This is a genomic window from Brachybacterium netajii (SeqCode), from assembly GCF_054114245.1.
Window position 1 is genome coordinate 704,608 of sequence record NZ_JBSYXB010000002.1, and the last position, 20,010, is coordinate 724,617.

Sequence of the window (20,010 nt, forward strand, 5' to 3'; positions counted from 1 at the left end):
TCGCTGTCGGAGTGCAGGACGCCCGAGGGCCGGGCGGATGGCTCGCGGAACGCAATGAGTGAACGTTCACGGCGCGTCCGACGCTACACGCGTCCGCCCCTCCGGCGCAATGCCGCGCCTCGTCGGGACGCCTCGTCGGCGCGCTCCATCGGCACGTCCCGTGGGCGGGCCCTGCCGCCGACGACGACGGGGCGCCCCCGCAGGGGCGCCCCGTCGATCGCGCACGCCAGGCGGCGAGCCGCCGGGCCGAGCCGATCCGTCGGCCGGTCGATCGATCGACCGGTCGATCGGCTCAGTCGGCGGTGCGCTGCCCCACGCTGGGGGTGTTCTTCTGGACCGTCATCAGGAACTCGGCATTGGACTGCGTCTTCTTGATCCGCTCCAGGAGCATCTCGAGCGCCTGCTGCTGCTCGAGGGATCCGAGCACGCGGCGGAGCTTCCACATGATGGCCAGCTCCTCCTTGCTCATCAGCTCCTCCTCGCGGCGCGTGCCGGAGGCGTTGACGTCCACCGCCGGGAAGATGCGCTTGTCGGCGAGGTTGCGCGAGAGGCGCAGCTCCATGTTGCCGGTGCCCTTGAACTCCTCGAAGATGACCTCGTCCATCTTCGAGCCGGTCTCGACCAGTGCCGAGGCCAGGATCGTCAGCGAGCCGCCGTGCTCGATGTTGCGCGCGGCGCCGAAGAACCGCTTCGGCGGGTACAGCGCCGAGGCGTCCACACCGCCGGAGAGGATGCGGCCCGACGCCGGGGCCGCCAGGTTGTACGCGCGCGAGAGGCGGGTGAGGGAGTCCAGCAGCACGACGACGTCGCGCCCCATCTCGACCAGGCGCTTCGCCCGCTCGATCGCGAGCTCGGCGACGATCGTATGGTCCGAGGCCGGACGGTCGAAGGTCGAGGCGATGACCTCGCCCTTCACCGTGCGCTGCATGTCGGTGACCTCCTCGGGGCGCTCGTCGACGAGCACGACCATGAGGTGGACCTCGGGGTTGTTCGTGGTGATCGCGTTGGCGATCTGCTGCATGATGATCGTCTTGCCGGCCTTCGGCGGCGCCACGATCAGACCGCGCTGGCCCTTGCCGATCGGCGAGACCAGGTCGATCACGCGCTGCGACACGCTCGGGCCGGCCGTCTCGAGACGCAGGCGCGAGTCCGGGTACAGCGGCGTGAGCTTGCCGAAGTCGGCGCGCTGGCGCGCCCGGTCCGGGGTCATCCCGTTGACCGTGTCGACCTGCACCAGCGCGGCGAACTTGCCCTGCTGGCTCTTGGAGCGACGATTGCGGCCGCCGGAGTACTGGGGCTGCTCGACGACATGGTCCTCGCCCTCACGGGGGGCCTTGACCTGCCCCGTGATCGCGTCGCCCTTGCGCAGGCCGTACTTGCGCACCTGGTTCATACTCACGTGCACGTCGCTCGGTCCGGGCAGGTAGCCGGTGGTGCGGACGTAGGCGCTGTTGTCGCGGACGTCGAGGATGCCGGCGACGGTCACCAGCTCCTCGCCCTCGCGCACCTCGGTGTCCTCGACCTGCCCGGAGTGCCCCGAGTGGCCGGACTGCCCGCCCTGCTGGCCCAGGTCCGAGCCGCCGCGCCCACGGCGCTTGCGGTCCCGCGAGCGGTTGCGCGACCGGGAGCGCCCGCGGCGCTCGTCGTCGTCGCGGCCGCCCTGATGGCGGTCGTCCTCGGGCTCGCCGGAGCGATCCGGGAGCTCGATGTCCTCGATGCGGGCCGGACGGCGCTGGCCGTTGCGGTCGGCGCGCTGGTCCTGGCGAGCCGCGCGCTGATCCTGGCGCTCGCTGCGCTGCTCGGAGCGGGAGTCCTCGCGGGAACCGCGATCGGCCTGGTCGCCGCGGGGGCTGTCCTGGCCGGCGGGCTCGGCGGACGCGCCCTGCTCGGGGAGATCGATCTGGAGCGCCGGTGCGCCGCTCTCGCGGGAGGCGGAGCGTCCGCGCGAGCGGCTGCGGGAGCGCCCGGCGGGAGCCTCGGCATTCCCCTCGGCGGAGGACTCCGCGTCCTGCTCGGTGCGGGATGCCGCGGCGGAGGCGCGTCGGGTCGAGGCGGAGGCGGTTCCTACCGGCTCCTGGCCGGAGTCCGCGGACGTCGACGACGCCGCATCCGTGCGGGGAGCAGCCTGCGCCTGCTGGGCGCTCGTGTCCTGCGTCGGGCGGCCGGCGGCCCGCGACGCGGAGCGCGAGGTGCGCGTCGCGGAGGTGCTCGTCGTAGCGGACGCGGGGGCCGCGGGAGCGGATGCGGGGGCGGCGGTCGACGGAGCGGCTCCGCCGCCGATGGCCTCGATCAGCTCGCTCTTGCGGAGCCGACGGGCGCCCTTGATGCCGAGGGAGGCCGCGATGCTCTGCAGCTCAGGCAGCTTCTTCGCGGCGAGATCGCTTCCGGTGCCGGAGGCGGGGGTGGAGTCGTTCACCCGGGTTCCTTCCTGTCGGACCGGGCATACCGGTCCTGTGTGGGGGCGGTGGCCGGGGCGCGTCGAAGAGGCGTGATCGCCCGTGCGCTGCCGGGGCTCATCCGTGCAGGAGCGCAGTCGGAGATGCACTGGGCACCGCAGACTCGCCTGCCGGGGTGGTTCATGGGGTGCGTCGGCGTCGATGCAGAGGCCTGCACGGCTCGACCTGCGCTGAGCGCGGGGACCCTGCGAGACGCGGATCAGCCGATGGCAACAGGAACGGGGTGCGATGGAGATGCATCCGCCCTCGGTCGATGCCGTCGGGACGCAGGGTCAACCTACCACAACGCGCGCGCCGTCCTCGCGCAGCGCGACCTCGGCGATCCGCCACGCGGACGGGTCGTCGACGGCCTTGCGCACGAGGGCCGCGATGTCCGCGCGGGCCCCGTCGAGGACGAGCACGGAGGGTCCCGCTCCGGAGATCACGGCCGGGTGCCCCTCGCTGCGCAGAACGCGCACCAGCTCGACGCTCTGCGGCATGCCCGGGGCGCGCTGCTCCTGGTGGAGGCGATCCTCCGTCGCCTCCAGCAGCAGGCCCGGCTCCTCCGAGAGCGCATGCACGAGCAGCGCGGCGCGGGCCGCGTTGAAGGCGGCGTCGGCGTGCGGGACCTGGGTCGGCAGCAGCGTGCGGGCATGGTCGGTCGCGAGCGTCGAGGTGGGCAGCAGCACCACGGGACGCAGGGCGTCGGCGCGATGGTGGAGGGAGACCGCACGGGCCCTCTCCCCCTCGGTCCAGGCGAGGGTGATCCCGCCCAGCAGCGCCGGGGCGGCGTTGTCCGGATGCCCCTCGAACTCGGTCGCGAGCTGCAGGACCGTGTCGTCGTCGAGGGCGTCGGCATCGTCGAGGAGGCCGCGGGCGAGCAGGAGCCCGGCGACCGTCGCCGCCGCGCTCGAGCCCATGCCGCGACCGTGGGGGATGCGGTTGACCGCGTGCAGGCGCAGACCCGCCTGCGGTGCCCCGGCATGGTCGAGTCCGCGGCGCAGGGCGCGCACGACGAGATGGCTCTCGTCCTCCGGGACGCTCCCGGCGCCCTCGCCCTCGGTGCTGATCTCGAGCCCGCCGGTGGTCGCCTCGACCTCGAGGTCGTCGCACAGGTCGAGCGCGAGTCCCAGCGCGTCGAAGCCGGGCCCGAGGTTCGCCGAGGTCGCGGGGACGTGGACCCGGGCCCGGGTGCGCTGGATCCTCACAGGCCGATGGCCTCGACCGCGGCCGCGGTGTCCACCGGGATGACCGTCGGGGTGAGGTCGCGCTGGGCGAGCGCGGTGTCGATGTCCTTGAGGCCGTTGCCGGTCACCGTGATGGCGATGGTCGCGCCCGCGGGGACCTCCCCGCGCGCCGACTGCTGCAGCAGCCCGGCGACGCCAGCCGCCGAGGCGGGCTCGACGAAGATGCCGACCTCGGCCGCCAGGAGCGCCTGGGCCTCGAGGATCTGCTCGTCGGTGACGGCGTGGATGAGGCCGCCCGACTCGTCGCGCGCGGCGGTGGCGAGATCCCAGGAGGCGGGGGCGCCGATGCGGATCGCCGTGGCGACGGTCTCCGGATCCGAGATCGGGTGCCCGGCGACGAAGGGTGCGGCGCCGGCGGCCTGGAAGCCCCACATCGCGGGGACGGCCGAGGTGATGCCCTTGTCGCGGTACTCCGTGTAGCCCATCCAGTAGGCGGAGATGTTGCCGGCGTTGCCGACGGGCAGGATGTGCACGTCGGGCGCCTTGCCGAGGGCGTCGCAGATCTCGAAGGCGCCGGTCTTCTGACCCTGGAGGCGGTAGGGGTTGACCGAGTTGACCAGCTCGACCGGGTACTCGGCGTCGAGCTTGCGCGCGATCTCGAGGCAGTCGTCGAAGTTGCCCTGGACCTGCACGAGCTTCGCCCCGTGCACGACGGCCTGGGCGAGCTTGCCGGCGGCGATCTTGCCCTCGGGCAGCAGCACGACGCAGGTCATGCCCGCCACGGCGGCGAACGCCGCGGCCGAGGCCGACGTGTTGCCGGTGGAGGCGCACACGACGGTCGTCGCGCCGTCGTTGAAGGCCTTCGTCATGGCCGAGACCATGCCGCGGTCCTTGAAGGATCCGGTCGGGTTCTGGCCCTCGACCTTGATGTGGACATCGGCGCCCACGCGGCGCGAGAGCGCCGGGGCGGGGACGAGCGGCGTGCCGCCCTCCCCGAGGGTGAGCAGGGTGTCCGACGAGCTGAACGGCAGGTGCTCGCGATATTCGGCGAGCACGCCGCGCCACTGGTGCGCCATGCGGGTCATTCTCCTTCGATGCGCAGGACCGAGTCGATGCCGAGCACCGTGGACGTCGAGGAGAAGACGTCCAGGGATGCGGTCATCGCGGATTCGACGGCCTTGTGGGTGGTGATGCCGATATGGGCCAGCGGATGGCCGTCGGCGGCGGGATCCTCTTCGGAGTCCTCGAGGAGCTCCTGGTGGATGGTCGAGATGGAGATGCCGTGGCCCGAGAGGGTCCCGGCGATCTCGGCGAGCACGCCCGGGCGGTCCTGGACCGTGAGCGAGACGTAGAAGGCGCTGCGCAGGTCGTCGACGGGGATCATGTCGAGCTCGGCGTAGCTGGACTCGCGCGGGCCCACTCCCCCGGCGACGCGATGGCGGGCCGCGGAGACCAGGTCCCCGAGGACCGCCGAGGCGGTGGGGGCCCCGCCGGCGCCCTGGCCGTAGAACATGAGCGATCCGGCGGCGTCGGCCTCGATGAACACGGCGTTGTACGCCTCGGCGACGGAGGCCAGCGGGTGCGAGTCCGGGATCAGCGCCGGGTAGACGCGCGCGGAGACGCGCTCCTGCTCGCCGTCGTCGACGCGCTCGACGATCGAGAGCAGCTTGATGGTGCGGCCCATGCGGCTCGCCGCGGCGATGTCCTGCGCGGAGACCTCGGTGATGCCCTCGCAGTGGACGTCGGCGAGCCGGACGCGCGTATGGAAGGCGAGCGAGGCCAGGATCGAGGCCTTCGCGGCGGCATCGTGGCCCTGCACGTCGGCCGTCGGATCGGCCTCGGCGTAGCCGAGCTCCTGCGCGGAGGCGAGCGCGGAGTCGAAGTCCGCGCCCGTGCGCGTCATCGCATCGAGGATGTAGTTGGTGGTGCCGTTGACGATGCCGAGGACGCGCTGGATGCGGTCGCCCGCGAGGGACTCGCGGACGGGACGCACGAGCGGGATCGCGCCGGCGACGGCGGCCTCGAAGTGCAGGTCGACGTCATGGGAGTCGGCGGCCTCGTAGAGGGAGGAGCCGTCCTGCGCGAGCAGCGCCTTGTTCGCGGTCACGACGCTCGCGCCGTTCTCCATCGCCTCGAGCAGGAGCCCGCGCGCGGGCTCGATGCCGCCCATCACCTCGACCACCAGGTCGGCGGAGCGCACGAGCGCGGAGGCGTCCTCGGTGAGGAGCTCGCGGGGGACGTGCGGGCCGCGGTCGCGCCCGAGGTCGCGCACGGCCACGCCGATCACCTCGAGGCGGGCGCCGATGCGATGCGTCAGGTCATCGCCCTGCTCGGCGATCAGGCGCAGCACCTCGGAGCCGACGGTCCCGGCTCCGAGGACGGCGACCCGGAGAGCGGGGGCCTCGGCGCCGTCGGCCGAGCGGGCAGCGGGGCTGCCGGGATGGGGCTGGGACATGGGATGTCGTCCTTCCGCGGAAATGCGACGTCGGGCCGGTGCGGCTCCCGGAACTGTATCCGAGCGCCGCGACCGCCTGAGTCCGTATGTGAATGAATGGGACGGCGGCGACGGGCGGGGCCGTCAGCCGACGTCGAGGCCGAGGAGGTCGTCCTCGGTCTCGCGACGGACGACGACGCGGAGCTCGCCGTCCTTCACCGCGACGACGGGCGGTCGCGGCACGTGGTTGTAGTTGGAGGCCAGCGAGTAGCAGTAGGCGCCGGTGACGGGCACCGAGACCAGGTCGCCGCGCTGCACGTCGGCGGGCAGGTACTCGTCCTTGACGACGATGTCGCCGCTCTCGCAGTGCTTGCCGACCACGCGCACGATCTCGGGGGCGGCCTCCGAGACGCGGCCGGAGAGCAGGCACGAGTAGTCGGCGTCGTAGAGGGCGGTGCGGATGTTGTCGCTCATGCCGCCGTCGACCGAGACGTAGACGCGGTGGTGGGGCCCGCCCAGTCGCACGTCCTTGACGGTGCCGACGGTGTAGAGCGTCTGCGTCGTCGGGCCCGCGATCGCGCGGCCGGGCTCGAATGCCACATGCGGCACCTCGAGATCGAGCTCATGGCACTGCTTCTCGACGATCCCGGCGATGCCGTCGGCGAGCGCCTCCGGGGTCGAGGGCGTGTGCTGAGTGTTGTACATGACGCCGAAGCCGCCGCCGAGGTCGAGATGGTCGATCGTGTGGGACAGCTCGTCGCGGACCTGCGCGACGAGGTCGAGCACGCGGCGGGCGGCGACCTCGAAGCCGCCGACGTCGAAGATCTGCGAGCCGATGTGGGAGTGCAGCCCGATCAGGGAGATCTCCTCGCGGGCGAGCACGCGGCGCACCGCCTCGAGGGCGTCGCCGGAGGTGATCGAGAGCCCGAACTTCTGGTCCTCGTGCGCGGTCGCGATGAACTCGTGGGTGTGCGCCTCCACGCCCGTGGTCACGCGCAGCATGACCGGGGCGACGACACCGAGCCGGGCGGCGAGGCCGGCGACCTGGTCGATCTCGGCGAGCGAGTCGACGACGATGCGGCCGACGCCGGCCTCGAGGGCGCGCACGATCTCGGCGTCGGACTTGTTGTTGCCGTGCAGCGCGATGCGCTCGGCGGGGAAGCCGGCGCGCAGCGCGACGGCGAGCTCGCCGCCGCTGCAGGTGTCCAGGCCGAGGCCCTCCTCCTCGACCCAGCGGGCGACCGCTCCGCACAGGAACGCCTTGCCGGCGTAGTAGACGCTCGCGCCGGCATGCGGGGCGAAGGCGCGGGCGAAGGCGTCGCGGAAGGAGCGGGCGCGGGCGCGGAAGTCGTCCTCGTCGAGGACGAAGGCCGGGGTGCCGACCTCCTCGGCGATGCGGCGCACGTCCACGCCGCCGACCTCGAGCGCGCCGTCGGGGCCGCGGCGCACGGTCTGCGACCACAGGCCGGGGATGAGGGTGTTGACGTCGGTGGGGTACGGGAGCCACGTGGGGGCGGCGTCGTTGCCGTGGAGGGCTCCGGCTTCGTGGGCGCGCATGGATGCTCCTGGGGAGATCGTGCACTCGACCGGGTGCGGTCGGCGCGGAGTGTTCGGTGCGGAGTGCTCGGGGCGGGGCGCGTCCGGGTCGCGGACGGGCCCCGGTGCGGGCGGACCGTCGCACACTATCGCGGCGCGGCCACCGTCGGCCATGTCGTCCCAGGTCAGCCGTCGCGGTGCGCGCCGCCTGCGGCGAACCTCCCGAGGAGGGGGCGCCGGCCCCGCCTTGGTACCGTGGGCGGTGTGACGGGGCACTCCCCGTCGACGTCCCCGACCTCAGGAGATGCCTCGTGACCAAGCCCGCCCCGCACCCCGTCGCCGCACATGAGCTGGTGGTCGTGGCCAACCGTCTCCCGGTGGGATCGCGCACCCTCCCCGATGGTGCGACCGAGTGGGTGACCAGCCCCGGAGGCCTCGTCACCGCGATGGAGTCCGTCATGCGCACCGTGGACTCGGGCGCCTGGGTCGGCTGGCACGGCGATGCCGGCGACGCGCCCGAGCCCTTCGAGGCCGACGGCATGCAGCTGTACCCCGTGGAGCTGTCCCGCAAGGACGTCGAGAAGTACTACGAGGGCTTCTCCAACGGCACGCTGTGGCCGCTGTACCACGACGTCATCGTCGACCCCGAGTTCCATCGCACCTGGTGGGACTCGTACGTGCAGGCCAACCGCCGGTTCGCCCGCACCGCCGCCGCGGTCACGGGCCCGTCCGGGATCGTCTGGGTGCACGACTACCAGCTGCAGCTGGTCCCGCAGATGATCCGGGACTCCCGGTCCGACGTGCGGATCGGCTTCTTCAACCACATCCCCTTCCCGCCCGTGGAGCTGTTCTCGCAGCTGCCCAAGCGCAACCAGATCCTCCGCGGCCTGCTGGGATCGGATCTGGTGGGCTTCCAGCGCGAGAGCGACGCGCAGAACTTCGTCGCCGCGGTGCGCAAGCTCCTGGGCTATCAGATCGACGGGCAGACCATCACCGTGCCGGGCCTCGGCACCGCCCCCAGCCGCGAGGTGGTCGCGCACACCTTCCCGATCTCCATCGACTCGGCCGCGGTCTCGGCGCTCACCGAGGACGACGAGGTGCGGGCCCGTGCCGCCGAGCTGCGCAAGGAGCTCGGCGAGCCGAAGAAGATCGTGCTGGGCGTGGACCGCCTCGACTACACCAAGGGCATCCGGCATCGTCTCAAGGCCTGGGGCGAGCTGCTCAACGACGGCTCGATCGATCCGCATGAGGTCGTCATGGTGCAGGTCGCGACCCCCTCGCGGGAGCGGGTCGACGCCTACCGCCAGCTGCGCGACGAGGTGGAGCTGACCGTCGGCCGCATCAACGGCGATCATGCGCCGATCGGCCGACCGGCCGTCTCCTACCAGCACCGGTCCTTCGACCGGCGCGACATGACGGCCCTGTACATGGCCTCCGACGTGGTGCTGGTGACGGCTCTGCGCGACGGCATGAACCTCGTCGCCAAGGAGTACGTCGCCTCGCGCCCCGATCGCCACGGCGTGCTGGTGCTCTCCGAGTTCGCCGGGGCGGCCGATGAGCTGCGCGCCGCCGTCCTGGTGAACCCGCACGACATCGATGAGCTGAAGTCCGCGATCCTGCGGGCGCTGACCATGCCCGAGGACGAGCAGGAGGAGGCGATGACCTCCCTGCGCCGCCAGGTCCTCGAGCACGACGTCCAGGCCTGGGCGCACTCCTTCCTCGAGGAGCTCAGCGCCGTCGGCTCTCCCGTCGAGGAGCGGGTGCGGGTGCGCCTGCGCGGGGACGACGCGCGACCCGCCGCCGAGCTCGACGCCGATCTGGAGGCCTTCGCGCAGGTGCCGCGGATCCTCGTGGCGAGCGACTTCGACGGAGTCCTCGCGCCGATCGTGGCCGATCGCCACGCCGTGGAGGCGGATGCGGCCTCGCTCGGCGCGCTGCGGGAGCTCGCGGAGCTGCCGGGCGTCGCCGTCGCGCTCATCTCCGGCCGTGCTCTGGCCGATCTCGACTCCCATGCCCGCATGCCCAGCTCCGTGGTGCTCGTCGGGAGCCATGGCGCCGAGGTCGGGGCGCTCCCGCCGTGGATGCATGCCGAGGTGCTGGACTCCGCCTCGCTCACGATGACGCCGCAGAAGGAGCATCTGCTGGCCTCGATCACGCGCCGTCTGCGTCGCATCGCGAGCGAGTTCCCCGGCTGCGATGTCGAGACGAAGCCCGCGGCCGCTGTGCTGCACACGCGCAATGCGCGCGGTCGGGGCGCCGCGAACGCGACCGAGGCGGCCCTCGAGTACGCGCTGTCGCTCCCGGACGTCACCGTCACGCCCGGCAAGGAGGTCGTCGAGTTCTCCGTCCTCGATGCCTCCAAGGGCGTGGCGATCGAGGCGCTCGCGCGCGCGGGAGCCTCCGACGCCTGGCTGTACCTCGGCGATGACGTCACCGACGAGACGGTCTTCGCCCGCCTGGGCGACGGGGATCTCGGCATCAAGGTCGGCGACGGCGACACCGCCGCTCAGCACCGGATCGCGGGGACCGACGACGCGCGCGAGCTGCTGGTCCGTCTCGCCCGCCGACGCCGCCAGGGCTGACCGGCGCCGTCGGGCCCGCGGAGCGGGCGGCGAGAGCTCAGACGAGCGTCGCCGCCCGCATCCCGCGCACCGAGCTCAGCAGCGCGACCTCTTCGGCGGCCCGCAGCGCGGCGACGGTGATCGGCCGCTCGCGGATCTCCCCCCGCTCGAGGGCCAGGCGTCGGCCGATGCCCGGCAGGCAGCCGTCCTCGAGCGGCGGCGTCCACCAGACGCCGTCGATCCGCACCAGCAGGCTCGCGATCGTCGTCTCGACGACGCGCCCCTCGCGGCCGAGCAGGACGACGTCGTCGGCCGCGTCCCCGCGCTCCTCCGCACGGCGCAGGGCCGCGGTCAGGTGCGCGCGGTCGGTGGTCTTGTGCCGCACCGCGGGCGCCTCGGGGTCGACGGGCACGGTGTCCACGGCGAGCCGCAGCGGCGGATCGTCCGGGCCGGCCGCGGAGATGCTGCGCGTGCGCAGGGTGGGCGTCCCGTCGAGGGCGAGGTGGAGGCGCAGGAGGTCCAGGCGTCCCTGCTGCGGGGCCCGGCCCCGGGCGGCGCGCACCAGCAGGTCCCGGACGCGCATGCGGTCGATGGGGATCCGCAGCGCCTCGGCCGAGCGTGCGAGCCGCTCGAGATGCTCCGTGAGATGCCGGGGCGCTCCGTCGTCGACGGCGAGGGTCTCGATCAGACCGAACGGCTCCTCGGCCTGCGCGGTCACGCCGGGCGCAGTCGCTCCGCGGGCGGGCGCGGCCCCGGAGATCGCTTCGAGGACGCGCGCCTTCGTCAGGAGCTCCTGCCACTCGTCCTGCGCACAGGACGCCCAGGTGATCCCGCTGCCGACCCCGTAGACGGCGGTGCCGTCGCGGCGATCGATCTGGATGGTGCGGATCGCGACGTTGAAGCGGGAGCGCGCGGGGGCGGTCGATGCGGTCCCGTCCTCCGCGATGATCTCCCGGGCAGGTTCGATCAGACCGATGGCGCCGCAGTAGATCCCGCGCGGTGAGGACTCGAGCTCACGGATCAGGCGCATGGTGGAGATCTTCGGAGCCCCGGTGATGGAGCCGCAGGGGAAGAGCGCGCCGAACAGCTCGGGCAGGCCGGTGCCGGACGCCGCCTGCGCGGTCACCGTCGAGGTCATCTGCCACAGCGTCGGGTACGGCTCGGCGTCCAGCAGCCGCGGGACCTCGACGCTCCCGGTGCGGGCGATGCGGGCGAGGTCGTTGCGGAGCAGGTCGACGATCATGATGTTCTCCGCCCGCTCCTTCTCGCTGCCGAGCAGGTCCGCTCGGGCGAGGGCGTCGCGGGCGGGCCCGTCGCCGCGGGCGGCGGTCCCCTTCATGGGCCGCGTGATGAGCAGGTCTCCCTCGCGCTCGACGAACAGCTCGGGGCTCGCGCTGAGGAAGGTCCAGGACCCGATGTCGAGATAGGCGCTGTGCGCGGCCCGCTGGCGGGCGATCAGGTCGTCATGGCAGGCGAGGAGGTCGCCCTCGATGCGTCCGCGCAGCCGCGTGGTGAGGTTGACCTGGTAGGTGTCCCCCTCGGCGATGGCCGCGCGGACCCGCTCGACGGCGGCCCCGTGCTCGGCCGCCGACTGCTCCGGGCGCCAGGGGTCGACCCGGTAGCGGGACTCGTCGGTCCCGCTCGTCCGCGCGGGTGCCGCCGGGGCCGACGACGACGCTGGTGCCGTCGTCGGCGCCGTCATCTGAGTCGTCGTCGGGGGTTCGTCGCTGATCCCGAACCAGACCAGCGGCGGCCCGTCGGGATCTTCGTGCACGGCGGCATGGGGGTCGAGTCCGGCGGCGGCCTCGTAGGTCACCATGCCGACGGCCCAGGCTCCCCCGTCGACCGCCGCCTGGACGGCGCGCAGCGCAGGGATGACCTCCTCCGGGGTGCGCGCGACGATCCGCTCGCGGATCCCATCGATCTGCCGAACCGTCCCGGCCTGGGCGTCGTCGAAGCGGGCGATCGGGGTCCGACAGGTGTCCGCGGGTTCGTGATCCGGGGTCACAGGTCTCCGTCCTGCTCGAGGTCGTCGTCCTGCGCGAGGTCGTCGTCCCTCCGAAGGCCTGCGGCGGCGGCGCGGTCGTCGAACCAGGCGCTGGCGGCGTCGAGATCGGCTGCGGTCATGCCCTCCAGGTCATCGGAGCGTCGCAGCACGGGATGCCTCTGCGCCTGCTCGAGCGCGGAGCGTCGCAGCTCCGGCGAGAGTGCGGCATCGTCGACGATCAGCACGAGGCGGTCCCATCCTCCCCGGTCGTCGGCGAACCGGTGCAGGCGCCACAGCGGCTGGGCGGGATCGGCGACGGCGACGGCGAGCGCCGTCGCCTCGAACTCCCGGAGCCGTCCGTCGGCCCGCATCCGGTCGACGACCTCGATCGGCCGCGCACCCTCCCGGCGGGCGGTGAGCAGGATCAGGGTGACCAGCTGGCCGGAGTCGTCGTCGGAGGCGGCGACGACCTCCTCGAGGGCCCGCTGCCCCTCCTCGTCGGGGCGCGCGAGGAGCGTCAGCAGCCGCGCCGGCGTCTTCCACTTCGGCGGCTGCTTCGCCCACCAGGTGCCGAGGGCGTCCGCGAGGGGGTCCTCGAGCTCCCGGGCGAGGCAGGTGAGGGAGACCAGCGGATGCCGCCAGGGGACATAGGTGGTGTCGTAGGTCTTGGCAAGCTCCTTGCGCCAGCGGCGCCGCAGCGCGTCGACGTCGGCCGTGGTGCCCTCTCCGTGGGAGACGAGGAGCTCGAGGCAGAAGGCGAGTCCCTGGATCGCCGTGGCGGGATCGGCGACCTGCGCATGCAGCCAGGCGGTGTCGGCCGGGCTGAGGACGCGGTACTCGTGCCAGAGGTCGACGAGGGTCCCGTAGTAGTCGGTCAGGTCGGGTCCGGCGCCGGCGAGGAGCTCGTCGACGATCGCGTCGAAGCGGCGGAGGTCGGCGGCGGTCCCGTCGGACCCGCTGTCCCCACCGGTCCTCGGCTCCGATGCCGCGAGGGACTCGAGAGCGCTGCGCCTCCGACGGACGCGCTGCGCCGCCTGCGCACGGAACGGACGGGGCAGCGAGTCGTCGAGCGCCCAGGACAGCTCGGCGCGGACGGCCTCGGGCGCATCCGGCAGCACGGTGTCGGAGACCTCGAGGCGCAGCAGGGTGCGCGCGAGGCTCTCCCAGGTCCGCGGAACGTCGGGGAGCTCGGATCCCTCGGCGAGGATCTCCCCGCCGAGGCGTCGCAGCGCGTCGAGCCCGCTCATGCCCTCGACACGGACGACGGCCTCGAGCCAGTCCCCGGCATCGGCACCGTCGGCGACGAGCTCGCGCAGGACGGGCAGGACGCTCGTGCGATCGACGGTCACGAGGACGCTCGCGGCATGGAACCCGATTGCTCGGGCGAGCACTGCCGCCTCCGGATCCTCGGCACGGGCGAGGGCGCGCAGCACCGCCGCCCAGCCCTCCCAGCCCGCGAGGTCCTCGCCGTGCACCGCACGCCAGGGCCCGAGCAGGGCACGGGCGTCATCGAGCGCGACCGCGTCCCGGAGGGACAGGATCCCGAGCGGCCCGAGGAGGGCACGGTCGTCGATGCGCGCCGGATCCGCGGCGACCGCGGCGAGGCCGTCGGCGACCCGCGCGCGCAGCCAGCCCTCCTCGGCCGCCGACAGGGGACGGTAGGCGAAGTGCCAGCGGCGCCGGTCGAGGGGCTCCTCGAGCTCCTCGAGGAAGCGGCGCACACCGGCGGCGTCGTCCGGATCCGGCAGCCCGTCGGCGTCCCGCACGGCGATCCGATCGAGCGCGAAGGCGCCGGTCGGACCGCCGTCGAGGATCTCGAATCCCTCGGGGCCCGTGCCGAGGCCCGCGCGCACGGCGGCATGGTCGCCGCCCCAGTGGAGCATCAGGGGACCGGTGAGCATCCCGTCGGCGTCGAACACCTCATGCCGCTGCCAGGACCAGAAGGCGTAGGAGGTCCCGGCGTCGAGGCCGCGGTCGGCGAACAGCTCCGCGGCATCGTCATGGCCGTCGCCCTGGGTGTAGCGGGAGCGGGTCGGCGGCGGGAGGACGATGAACACGTCCGCCGGAGAGGAGGACGGAGAGGAGGGGGTGGGGGTGGTGGTGCGGTCGGTGCCGAGGGTCCTCCACCATGCGCGGACGGCCTGCAGGTCGCTGATCGGGGTCACGGCCGGATTCTCCCACGACCGTCCGCGCAGGGAGCAGGTCAGGGACGGACCATGACCTTCAGGGCGGTGCGCGCATCCATCGCGGCATACCCGGCGGGAACCTCGTCGATCGTCACCGTGCGGTCGAAGACGCGCCCGGGGTCGATCGTGCCGTCGAGGACCTGCGGGATCGCAGCCTCGAGGTAGGCCCGCACGGGAGCGGGCCCGCCGGCGAGGCGCGCGTTCTTCCCGAACAGGGAGCCGAACCCGATGGGGGCGTCCTCGTACTGCGGGACGCCGACGCGGGAGATGATCCCGCCGGCGCGGACGATCCCGACGGCCTGCTCGTACGCGGGCATGTGGCCGACGGCTTCGATGACCACGTGCGACCCCTCGCCGCCGGTGAGCTCGAGGACCTCGTCGATGCCCTCCTGGCCGCGCGCGGCGACGACGTCGGTCGCGCCGAACGCACGACCGAGGTCGGTGCGGGCGGTGTGGCGGCCCATCAGGATGATCCGCTCGGCGCCGAGCTGCCGGGAGGCGAGGACTCCCCCGAGGCCGACGGCCCCGTCGCCGATCACCGTGACCGTCCGCCCGGGCCGGACCTCGCCCATCCTCGCCCCGTGGTGGCCGGTGAGGTACACGTCCGACAGGGTCAGCAGCGAGGCCAGCAGGCTCTCGTCGGCGGCCGACGGGTCGACGTCCGGGACCTTCACGAGGCTGCCGTCGGCGAGCGGGACGCGGCCGTACTCGGCCTGCAGCCCCGGCGCCCGCTCGGTGCCGTACCAGCCGCCGTGGGGGCAGGCGGTCTGGAAGCCCTCGCGGCAGATCGCGCAGGTGTTGTCGCTGAACGCGAAGGGCACGATGACGAAGTCGCCGGGCTTCACGGTGCGGACCTCGGCGCCGATCTCCTCGACGACGCCGATGAGCTCATGGCCCATCGAGGTGCCCTGCTCGGAAGCGGGCAGGGAATGGTAGGGGTGCAGGTCGGATCCGCAGATGCAGGACCGGACCGTGCGCACGATCGCATCGGTCGGGGCCAGGAGGATCGGATCCGGGACGGTCTCGACGCGGACGTCGCCGGCGCCGTACATGAACGTTGCCTTCATCAGGGCTGTGGTCTCCTCGGGAGCAGGTCGGGTCTCGACCCGGCATCGCCCTCACGGGCGCTCGACCGGATCGTCGAGATCCATCGAACGCCTGCCCGGGCGGGAGAGGGAGGGCGGGATGAACCAGGGACCGGCAGTACCTGTCACAGGCCCGGATCTCCTGCCTCCCCGCATAGCAGAGGACCCCGGCACGCATCAGCGTGCCGGGGTCCTCTGCTTGGAACGTTCCGTGCCCGCGACAGGATTCGAACCTACGACCTTCTGCTCCGGAGGCAGACGCTCTATCCACTGAGCTACGCGGGCGGGCCAGCTCGAGCAGTCTAGCAACCGCCGAGGGGTGCTCGGCGCCCCGAAGCGCCCGGGCATGCCCCCAGTGAGACCGACCTCACCGCAGCAGCGGGAGCTGCGCGCCGTGGAGGACCGCCGAGGGGTCCGCCGCGATCCCGAGCCCGCTGGGCTCGGCGCCGGAGCGCACGAGGAGGTCGCCGACGGCGGCGATCATGGCACCGTTGTCGGTGCACAGGCTGATCGGCGGGATCCGCAGCGCGATCCCGAGCTCGTCGCAGCGCGCCTGGGCGGCGGCACGCAGGCGCGCGTTGGCGGCGACGCCGCCGACGATCACGAGGGTGTCGAGACCGCGGTCCTGCACGGCGCGCACGGCCTTGGTGACCAGCACATCGACGACGGCCTGCTCGAAGGAGGCGGCGACGTCGGCGACAGGCACGACCTCGCCGGCGCGCTCGATGGTCTCGACCGTGCGGGCGACGGCCGTCTTGAGACCGGAGAAGGAGAAGGTGTAGGGCGCATCGCCGGGACGGAGCATCGCGCGCGGGAAGCGGAATGCCGAGGGGTCGCCATCGACGGCGGCGCGGGAGATCGCGGGCCCTCCGGGATAGCCGAGCCCGAGCAGTCGCGAGACCTTGTCGAAGGCCTCGCCCGCGGCATCGTCGAGGGTGTCGCCGAGATGCTCGATCGGGTCCCGGACGAGGTCGCCGACCGCGAGGATCGACGTGTGCCCGCCGGAGACGATGAGGATGATGCTGCGCTCCGGCAGCGGGCCGTGCTCGAGGGTGTCCGCGGCCGCATGGCCGGCGAGATGGTGCACGCCGTACAGCGGCACGTCGAGCGACCAGGCGATGGACTTCGCGGCGGCGAGGCCCACGTGCACGGCGGTCGCCAGGCCGGGGCCGGAGGTGGCGGCGACATGCGTGATGTCGCCCAGCTCCACGCCGGCGTCGGCGAGGGCGAGTCGGAGGGTCGGCACCGCCGCGTCCAGGTGGGCGCGTGCGGCGATCTCGGGCACGACCCCGCCGAACTCGGCGTGCTGCGCGGCGCTCGAGGCGAGGCCCTGGCCGAGCAGGCGCCCCTCGGTGACGATCCCGAATCCGGTCTCGTCGCAGGAGGATTCGACGCCCAGGACGATGGGGGCTCCGGTCACTGGAGCAGCGTCATGGGGTTGGAGTACTCGCCGCTCGCATCCATCTTCGCGAAGTGGAGGTGGCAGCCGGTGGAGCGGCCCGTGGAGCCGACGTAGCCGATCACGTCGCCCTGCTCGACCGTCGCGCCGACCGAGGTGTTGAAGCCCGACAGGTGGTAGTAGCCGGTGATGACGCCGTCGCCGTGGTCGATCTTCACGCGGTTGCCGGAGGAGCTGTTGTACTCGACCGCGACGACGGTCCCGGCCGCCGAGGCGTGGACCTCCTCGCCGCAGGAGGCGGCGAAGTCGACGCCGTCGTGGAGCTTGGCGTAGCCCAGCACCGGATGGGTGCGCCATCCGTAGCCCGAGCTGATCCGCGCGTTGACCGGGTAGATGTAGCCCTCGTCGGACTCCTCGAGGACGGCGCCGTTCTCGTCGTAGACCTTGGGGTCCGGGGCCTCGATCTCGATGCCCTCGGTCGTGGTCGCGACCTCCTGGCTCTCGACGGACTCGCGGTCCTCGGAGCGGCTGGAGTCGTCGTCGGCGCGAGTCTCGACGGCGGTCGAGCTCGCGACCGGGAGCGCGACGGGCGCGGCGACGGCGGCCGTGGTGGAGGCGAGCACCGTCTGCGCCTGGGCCGAGGAGGCCAGGTTCACCGGAGCGGCACCGGCCTGCACATCGGTGTCGACGCCCGCCGCGGCGGCGGCGAGCGGTGCGGCGATCGTGGCGGTCGCGAGAGCACCCACGACGCCGACCTTGACGACCTGCGCGGGAAGCGGAGCTCCTCGATGGTTGCCCCCCGTGAGCCCCGGCTTGCGCCTGGAGGCGCGTCCGTCGGCGCGATGGTTCGCCACGTGTGATCAACCTGCTTCCGGTGTGCGTCGTTCGATGAGTCCGGCCGTATGTGACGCCGGATGGGAAGGACGCGTCACCGAAGAACCTCGATCAACATACGGGCGAAGAGGCCGACCTCCGAGGGACCGGGCGGGTCCATTGCCAAGTTTTTGCCCTCATGCCCTAAAGGCTGGTGGGCTCTTGACGGACGCCCCCTGTCCGAGGGGTGCCGATGTGAGGCGCACCCCGCGCACGGCCCGACGGGGAGGAGGATCGTCGCGGGCACGCCCCGACGAGACGCAGGATCGCCGCGGGTCCGCGGTCTACAGTGGCGCCATGTCGAACCCGGACACCCCCGCCAGCAGCAGCTCCGCGCCCGTGCGCGTGGTCGTCATCGAGGACGAGCCCACCATCACGCGCGCGATCGCCGATCGGCTCGCCGCCGAGGGATGGGAGGTCCACACGGCCTTCGACGGCCCCTCCGGGGTGCGCACCGTCGCCGACACCGCCCCGGACGTCGTCGTCCTGGACGTCATGCTCCCCGGCTTCGACGGCCTCGAGGTCTGCCGCCGGATCCAGGCCGCCACGCCGGTCCCCGTCCTCATGCTCACCGCGCGGGACGACGAGACCGACATGCTCGTCGGCCTCGGGGTCGGCGCCGACGACTACATGACCAAGCCCTTCTCGATGCGCGAGCTCGTCGCGCGGCTCAAGGCGCTGCTGCGGCGCGTCCGCCGCGCTCCGACCGCCCCGCAGCCCGGCCCCGCCGACCCGCAGGTGGCCCTCGAGATCGGCGACCTCGTCATCGACCGCGCCGGGCGCCGCGTCATGCGCGCCGGGACGCCCGCGCACCTGACCCCCACCGAGTTCGACCTGCTGCTCTGCCTGGCCTCGGCGCCCGGGACCGTGCTGACCCGCGAGCAGCTCCTTGCCGACGTCTGGGACTGGGTCGACGCGACCGGGACCCGCACCGTCGACTCCCATGTCAAGGCGCTGCGCCGCAAGCTCGGCGCGGACCTCGTGCGCACCGTGCACGGCGTCGGCTACGCCCTCGAGGTGCCGGCGGACCCGTCGGCCTCGGACTCCGACGGCCCCCGCGACGCCGACGGCGGAGCCGCCGGCCCCGCCGGCTCCCCGGCGCTGTGAACCCGCCCGGCGGCGCGGGCGACCACCACGGCCTCGCGCGCATGGGCGCCTCCGCCCGCCGCCGCGCCGAGGAGACGCTCGACGTGCGACCCCTGGACCGCGTGCGCTCGTTCAAGGTGAAGCTCGGGGTGCTCGTGGCCTCGGTGGTCACCGTCGCCGCGCTCCTGGCGTGGGTCGGGAACAGCGCCGGGCTCCAGCCGCTGCTCGCCATCCCGCTGGTGGTGCTGATCGCGCTCGTCTTCACCCAGATCCTCGCCCGCGGCATGACCTCCCCGCTGCGCGAGATGACCGCCGCCGCGCAGGCCATGGCGCGCGGCGACTACACCCAGCGCATCCACTCCTCCAGCCGCGACGAGGTCGGCCAGCTCTCCGAGGCGTTCTCCACCATGGCCTCCGAGCTCGAGCAGACCGACCGGATGCGCCGCGATCTCGTCGCCAACGTCTCCCATGAGCTGCGCACCCCCGTCGCCGGGCTCCGCGCCCAGCTCGAAAACCTCGTCGACGGCGTCACGCGCCCCGACCCCGCGGCGCTGTCGGTCGCCCTCGCCGAGACCGAGCGCCTCTCGCTGCTCGTCGACCACCTGCTGGACCTGTCGCGCCTGGACGCCGGGGTGATCTACCTGGACCTGGAGACGATCGAGCTCACCCCCTTCCTCCACGAGGTCGTCGACGCCGCCGCGCTCGCCGCCGGCGACCGGGATGTGCGCTGGAGCGTCGCGGTGGACCCGCCGGACCTGCGCACGACCGCCGACGCCGCCCGCCTCCACCAGGTGATCCACAACCTCCTGGACAACGCCGCCCGGCACTCCCCCCGCGGTGGCCGCATCCACGTCCTGGCCTCGACCGACGAGCAGGGCGGGGTCCGCATCGACGTCCATGACGAGGGCCCCGGCATCGCTCGTGAGGACCGTTCGCGCGTCTTCGAGCGCTTCCAGCGCGGCGGGCTCGCCGACAGCTCCGGTGGGACCGGGCTCGGACTCGCGATCGCCCGCTGGGCCGTCGGCCTGCACGGCGGGACGATCGAGGTGCTCGACGACCCGCGCCGCGAGCTCGCCCGCGAGGGCCGCTCGTCGCTGATCCGCGTGACGCTCCCGGCGCGCCGGGACTGACGGGGAACCCGACATGGTCCCGTCCGCCGTGATCCTGTCCGACGCGATCCCGCCCGACGTGATCCGGCCCACCGCGGGCGCCGACGTCCGGGATCCGTCGGCTCGGACCGC

The 20,010-nt window shown here is 73.2% G+C and carries 13 protein-coding genes and 1 tRNA gene; 3 read left to right on the plus strand and 11 right to left on the minus strand.

What is annotated here, in order from left to right; genetic code table 11:
- Positions 1-292: 292 nt before the first annotated feature.
- From rho to lysA, 5 genes are all read right to left on the minus strand, one after another.
- Entirely contained in the window at positions 293-2,416 is a 2,124-nt protein-coding gene (gene rho / locus ACXET9_RS06895) for a transcription termination factor Rho (protein WP_457885753.1), read from the minus strand.
- 312 nt (positions 2,417-2,728) lie between these two features.
- Complete coding sequence (gene thrB / locus ACXET9_RS06900) at positions 2,729-3,643, minus strand: homoserine kinase (RefSeq protein ID WP_457885754.1); 915 nt, start codon at positions 3,641-3,643, stop codon at positions 2,729-2,731.
- Entirely contained in the window at positions 3,640-4,698 is a 1,059-nt protein-coding gene (thrC, locus tag ACXET9_RS06905; RefSeq protein WP_457885880.1) for a threonine synthase, read from the minus strand. The genes thrB and thrC overlap by 4 nt, the downstream gene beginning before the upstream one ends.
- Before the next feature lie 5 nt (positions 4,699-4,703).
- Positions 4,704-6,077 (minus strand): homoserine dehydrogenase, encoded by a 1,374-nt coding sequence (locus ACXET9_RS06910; RefSeq protein ID WP_457885755.1) that lies wholly within the window; start codon positions 6,075-6,077, stop codon positions 4,704-4,706.
- A gap of 123 nt (positions 6,078-6,200) precedes the next feature.
- Positions 6,201-7,613, minus strand: coding sequence for a diaminopimelate decarboxylase (lysA, locus tag ACXET9_RS06915; protein WP_457885756.1), 1,413 nt, complete (start codon positions 7,611-7,613; stop codon positions 6,201-6,203).
- A 290-nt stretch (positions 7,614-7,903) separates the two neighbouring features.
- Between lysA and ACXET9_RS06920 the strand changes: the two genes are divergently transcribed.
- Complete coding sequence (locus ACXET9_RS06920) at positions 7,904-10,174, plus strand: bifunctional alpha,alpha-trehalose-phosphate synthase (UDP-forming)/trehalose-phosphatase (RefSeq protein ID WP_457885757.1); 2,271 nt, start codon at positions 7,904-7,906, stop codon at positions 10,172-10,174.
- A 37-nt stretch (positions 10,175-10,211) separates the two neighbouring features.
- Here the strand turns inward: ACXET9_RS06920 and pabB are convergent, their stop codons facing one another.
- From pabB to ACXET9_RS06950, 6 genes are all read right to left on the minus strand, one after another.
- A complete protein-coding gene (gene pabB, locus ACXET9_RS06925; protein WP_457885758.1) occupies positions 10,212-12,161 on the minus strand; it encodes an aminodeoxychorismate synthase component I in 1,950 nt (649 codons plus the stop codon).
- A complete protein-coding gene (locus tag ACXET9_RS06930; protein WP_457885759.1) occupies positions 12,158-14,305 on the minus strand; it encodes a hypothetical protein in 2,148 nt (715 codons plus the stop codon). Before ACXET9_RS06930 ends, pabB begins: the two co-directional genes overlap by 4 nt.
- 38 nt (positions 14,306-14,343) lie before the next feature.
- The gene (locus tag ACXET9_RS06935) at positions 14,344-15,393 is read right to left on the minus strand and encodes an alcohol dehydrogenase catalytic domain-containing protein (RefSeq protein WP_457885760.1); all 1,050 of its coding nucleotides are present in this window, start codon (positions 15,391-15,393) and stop codon (positions 14,344-14,346) included.
- 230 nt (positions 15,394-15,623) lie between these two features.
- Positions 15,624-15,696: transfer RNA gene (locus ACXET9_RS06940), tRNA-Arg, on the minus strand.
- 82 nt (positions 15,697-15,778) lie between these two features.
- The gene (gene tsaD, locus ACXET9_RS06945; RefSeq protein ID WP_457885761.1) at positions 15,779-16,831 is read right to left on the minus strand and encodes a tRNA (adenosine(37)-N6)-threonylcarbamoyltransferase complex transferase subunit TsaD; all 1,053 of its coding nucleotides are present in this window, start codon (positions 16,829-16,831) and stop codon (positions 15,779-15,781) included.
- A complete protein-coding gene (locus tag ACXET9_RS06950; protein ID WP_457885762.1) occupies positions 16,828-17,664 on the minus strand; it encodes a M23 family metallopeptidase in 837 nt (278 codons plus the stop codon). The genes tsaD and ACXET9_RS06950 overlap by 4 nt, the downstream gene beginning before the upstream one ends.
- 316 nt (positions 17,665-17,980) lie before the next feature.
- On the opposite strand from ACXET9_RS06950, the gene ACXET9_RS06955 reads away from it, so the two are divergent.
- Positions 17,981-18,790, plus strand: a complete 810-nt coding sequence (locus tag ACXET9_RS06955) for a response regulator transcription factor (RefSeq protein WP_457885763.1) — start codon at positions 17,981-17,983, stop codon at positions 18,788-18,790.
- A gap of 41 nt (positions 18,791-18,831) precedes the next feature.
- The gene (locus tag ACXET9_RS06960; protein ID WP_457885881.1) at positions 18,832-19,899 is read left to right on the plus strand and encodes a sensor histidine kinase; all 1,068 of its coding nucleotides are present in this window, start codon (positions 18,832-18,834) and stop codon (positions 19,897-19,899) included.
- Positions 19,900-20,010: the final 111 nt, after the last annotated feature.